Source organism: Rhizobium sp. R634, from assembly GCF_002211305.1.
GTDB lineage: Bacteria > Pseudomonadota > Alphaproteobacteria > Rhizobiales > Rhizobiaceae > Rhizobium.
In genome coordinates, this window is record NZ_LOKW01000021.1 from 1 (window position 1) to 4,547 (window position 4,547).

The following is a 4,547-nucleotide window of genomic DNA, read 5'->3' on the forward strand; positions in this document are numbered from 1 at the left end:
CCTCCGGATTCACCTTCCTCAAGATCGGATCCTATTACCAGGAGATCATCAAGGGAGCCATCATCGTCCTCGCCGTCGTCATCGATCAATACAGACGTTCAAGACAGGCAAGGGGAACTTAAACGGCCAAGGGCCGCGGCGATGGGGATCGCCATTGCCGCGGCCAGAGCTACTTTTATTGCTGTGTGGCGTGCGACGCCCTTGTCCGCCTCCAGATCCATCGCTCAAGGACACGCGCAAATGGCGACGATCGATTTGAACAGTGATCTCGGTGAAAGCTTCGGCCCATGGCAGATGGGCAATGATGCGGCTTTGCTGAAGATCGTCTCCAGTGCGAATATCGCCTGCGGTTTCCATGCGGGCGATCCCGCGGGAATTCTCAAGACGCTGCATGCTGCCCGCGCCTGCGGCGTCATCGTCGGCGCACATGTGGGCTACAGAGATCTGGTCGGCTTTGGTCGTAGAAACATGGATCCGACAAGTGCCGAACTCATCGCCGACACGATTTACCAGATCGGCGCTCTTCAAGCACTGGCGGCGGCGGCCGAAACATCCGTGCGCTACGTCAAGCCGCACGGAGCGCTCTACAATACGATCGCTCACGACGCGAGACAGGCATCAGACGTGATCAACGCCATCCAGCAGCTCGATAAGCGGCTGGCGGTGGTCGCTTTGTCGGGCTCGCAATTCGTCGAGCAAGCACGATCGGCTGGACTCAAGGTCATATGCGAGGCGTTTGCCGATCGGGCCTACAATCGCGACGGCAGCCTTGTCAGCCGCCGGCAGCCCGGTGCAGTCATTCACGACAGCCGAGAGGTCTGCGCACGAATGCTGCGCCTTGTGCAGGAGGGCCGGGTAACGGCCATCGACGGCACGGACATCGCCATCGAGGCACAATCGATCTGTGTTCACGGTGATAGTCCGGATGCCGTGGTGATCGCCAGGTCATTGCGCGAAGCCTTCTCGACACAAGCGATTGAAATACGGTCCTTCGCATCGGAGCGCGAAGACGATGTCTGAAAAGATCCGGTTCCGGCCATCAGGATCGAGTGCGATTCTTGTCGAACTCGACGAGCTGCAAGAAACTCTTAACCTTTTGGACGCCCTGCGTGCTCACCTTCCCGAGGGCGTGCGAGACATCGTTCCCGCCGCGCGCACCGTCATGGTGGACTATGATCCCGCAATTATCAGCCATCATGCCCTGACGCAACTCATCTCGAATCTTGACCTGTCTTCGCAGGCAGTGCGTCACGGCGAAACCTTCGAGATCCCTGTAACCTACGATGGAGAGGACCTGCGGGAGGTGGCCGATCTTCTCGGCTGCACACAAGCCGAGGTAATCCGCCATCATACCGAGGCAACGTTCACCGTTGCGTTCACGGGCTTTGCCCCGGGCTTTGCCTACATGACCTGCGATGATCCGATTTTCAATGTTCCGAGGCGGAGCACTCCTCGGGTTAGAATTCCGGCTGGCTCCGTCGCGCTTGCCGGAAGGTTCGGCGGTGTCTATCCGTCCGACAGTCCGGGCGGGTGGCAACTGATCGGCCGCACGCCGCTCAAGATGTGGGACCTATCACGCGAGCGTGCCGCTCTGCTGACGCCCGGTGATCGGGTCCGGTTCCTGGACCTGGCGCGGATGAGCGCCTCGAAGTTTCCGAAACCCGCAAAATCGCTTCCGAAAAAGCGGCCGCCGGCGAAGGACGGCATTCATGTCATTCGCACCGACCGTCCTGCGCTGTACCAGGATCTGGGGCGAGGCGGATGTTCGGGTCAAGGCGTTTCGATGTCCGGAGCAATGGATCGTGAGAGCTTGCGGCGCGCGAATTTGGCTGTCGGCAATCCGCAGACGGAAGGTGCAATCGAGATTGCGTTCGGCTGCTTTGAATTGAGGGCAGATCGACCCCTCACTGTCGCCGTGACAGGGGCAACGTGCCCGCTGACAATCCGCACGGCCGGCGGTCAGCAGGTGGGGGCCGCCCACGGTGAGGCAATCGCACTCGATGAGGGTGACGAGTTGGTGCTCGGCTTTCCCGACAGAGGCAGCCGCAGCTATCTCGCGCTGCGTGGTGGCTTTGCCGTTGATCCTGTGCTCGGTTCGGTGTCGGCGGACACCCTCGCCAAGATCGGACCCGATCCGATCATCGAAGGTGACATGCTCGTTCCGGCCGGCCGCCATGCCAATGCTGTCTGGCTGGGAGGCCCGCCACCGCAATTGCCGGACGACAAGCTGCCGGTGACGCTTGATGTCATCCTGGGGCCCCGAGTCGATTGGTTCACCCCGAACGGCGTCGAGACCTTCCTAGAACAGGAGTGGGTGGTCACGCCAGAGTCCAGTCGCGTCGGCGTTCGCCTTGCCGGGCCGCGGACCATCGAGCGGAAAGACGACGCCGAGCTCCCGTCGGAAGCGACGGTGCTCGGGGCGATTCAGGTCCCGCACAGCGGCCAACCCGTCCTTTTTGCGGCCGACCATCCCTTGACGGGCGGCTATCCGGTCATTGCTGTCGTTGCCGCTCACCACCTGGACCTTGCAGGCCAGCTTCCGATCGGAGCACGCATCCGGTTCAAGGCGACAGGCGACCAAAATCAAATCCTTGGGGAGACGGACAGATGAAAAAACTTCTTATCGCAAACCGGGGTGAGATCGCCGTCCGCATCGCACGCGCAGCTCGCGACTATGGAATAAAATCGGTTGCCATCTACTCGGACGCGGACGTCCGCTCGCTTCACGCCGAGGTTGCCGACGAGGCTTATGGGCTTGGGCCCGGCAGACCGAGCGAAACCTATCTCGACATAGACAAGATCCTTGCAATCGCCGCCCGCTCTCGCGCAGACGCGATTCACCCTGGATATGGCTTTCTTTCCGAACGCGCCGAATTCGCCAAGGCAGTCATCGATGCCGGCCTCATCTGGGTCGGTCCGAAGCCGGAGGTCATTACCGCTCTTGGTGACAAAGTCGAGGCGCGTCGCATCGCTGCCAAGGTTGGCGCTCCGCTCGTCAAGGGATCGGACGGGCCGTTGGCGTCGGCCGCAGAGGCCGTCGCCTTTGCCAAGAAAGCCGGTTTGCCGCTCGCCATCAAGGCGGCATTCGGTGGGGGCGGACGCGGGATGAAGGTGGCCTGGAAGCTGGAAGAGGTCGGCGAACTGTTCGATTCGGCCGTGCGCGAAGCAACGGAGGCCTTCGGACGCGGCGAGTGCTACGCCGAGCAGTTTCTCGACAAACCAAGGCATGTCGAAGCCCAGATCGTCGCCGATACCCGCGGGAATACCGTCGTGCTCGGGACGCGCGATTGCTCGCTGCAGCGCAGGAACCAGAAACTGGTCGAAGAGGCGCCTGCGCCTTTCATCACCGAAGAACAGCGGACCCGGATACATCAATCGGCTCGTGCGATCTGCATGGAAGCGGGCTATACCGGCGCGGGAACGGTGGAATTCCTGCTCGCCCAGAACGGCGTCATCTCCTTCCTGGAAGTCAACACCCGATTGCAGGTGGAACATCCGGTAACCGAGGAAACGACCGGTATCGATATCGTCGTCGAACAACTGCGAATTGCCGACGGGCTTCCCCTTTCGGTCACGCAGACGCCGGCGCCGCGTTGTCATGCCTTCGAGTTCCGGATCAACGCGGAAGATGCCGGACGCGGTTTCCTGCCGACGCCGGGGCTTATCAGCCTGTTCAGGCCGCCTTCCGGACCGGGTGTGCGCTTGGATACAGGAGTCGAAACGGGATCGGAAATACCCGGCCTTTATGATTCGATGATGGCGAAGCTGATCGTTACCGGATCCACACGAAGCGAAGCGCTGGCGCGCGCCCGACGAGCGCTTTCAGAATTTCGCATTGAGGGCGTCGCCTCCGTCCTGCCGTTCCACCGCGCCGTGGTCGACGAACCTGATTTTGTTGCGGAATCGGGGTTCAAGGTGTTCACGAACTGGATCGAGACCAGCTTTCGCGGAATTGAGCCAGATGCCCGGGTCGCCGTCGCCGAAACCGGCGTGATCCGCAGCTTCATGGAAATCGACGGAAAACGCCATTCGATCGCATTACCTGCCCATCTTTTTGCCGCCGCCCCCGTTTCCGGAGGGACGGCGCCTCCCGCCACCGTCGTGGGAGACGACGCAGTCACAGCACCGATAGGGGGGACGCTGCAGCAATGGCTGGTCGAAAACGGGGCTCAGGTCGAAAAGGGAGATTCGGTCGCGGTGATCGAGGCGATGAAGATGGAGACACGTATCAACGCACCGAAATCCGGCCAGATCGAGATCGGTGTCGAGAAGGGCGCCGTGGTGAGCTTTGGTGCAAAGCTCGCCGCAATCCATTAATCGCTTATCAGGCAAATCCGTGATGGTGACTGTTTTCGATATCATAGGCCACGACGCCAAGCGCGTGCGACATCCGGAAAAGGCGCATCGGCCGGATATGGAAGTCATGCGCAAGCCGGACTGGATCCGCGTCAAGGCGCCGACCTCGAAAGGCTATGCCGAAACGCGGGCGATCGTGAAGGAGCACAAGCTCGTCACCGTCTGCGAGGAAGCTGGCTGCCCGAATATCG

The 4,547-nt window shown here is 61.2% G+C and carries 3 protein-coding genes and 2 pseudogenes; all 5 read left to right on the forward strand.

All coding sequences use genetic code 11. The annotated features are described in order from the left end of the window. A pseudogene (locus ATY77_RS33220) lies at positions 1-122 on the forward strand (ABC transporter permease); the annotation flags it as partial. 118 nt (positions 123-240) lie between these two features. After that, positions 241-1,020 (forward strand): 5-oxoprolinase subunit PxpA, encoded by a 780-nt coding sequence (locus ATY77_RS17955; RefSeq protein ID WP_088688415.1) that lies wholly within the window; start codon positions 241-243, stop codon positions 1,018-1,020. Continuing rightward, positions 1,013-2,611, forward strand: coding sequence for an urea amidolyase family protein (locus tag ATY77_RS17960; RefSeq protein ID WP_088688416.1), 1,599 nt, complete (start codon positions 1,013-1,015; stop codon positions 2,609-2,611). The genes ATY77_RS17955 and ATY77_RS17960 overlap by 8 nt, the downstream gene beginning before the upstream one ends. Further along, positions 2,608-4,317, forward strand: coding sequence for a biotin carboxylase N-terminal domain-containing protein (locus ATY77_RS17965; RefSeq protein WP_088688417.1), 1,710 nt, complete (start codon positions 2,608-2,610; stop codon positions 4,315-4,317). The genes ATY77_RS17960 and ATY77_RS17965 overlap by 4 nt, the downstream gene beginning before the upstream one ends. Positions 4,318-4,339: 22 nt before the next feature. Beyond that, positions 4,340-4,547, forward strand: a pseudogene (locus tag ATY77_RS17970) (lipoyl synthase); the annotation flags it as partial.

What these genes read in the sequence shown, in the direction of transcription:
- ATY77_RS17955 (WP_088688415.1), top strand. Translation starts at nt 241, where the DNA reads ATGGCGACGATCGATTTGAACAGTGATCTCGGTGAAAGCTTCGGCCCA.
- ATY77_RS17960 (WP_088688416.1), top strand. Translation starts at nt 1,013, where the DNA reads ATGTCTGAAAAGATCCGGTTCCGGCCATCAGGATCGAGTGCGATTCTT.
- ATY77_RS17965 (WP_088688417.1), top strand. Translation starts at nt 2,608, where the DNA reads ATGAAAAAACTTCTTATCGCAAACCGGGGTGAGATCGCCGTCCGCATC.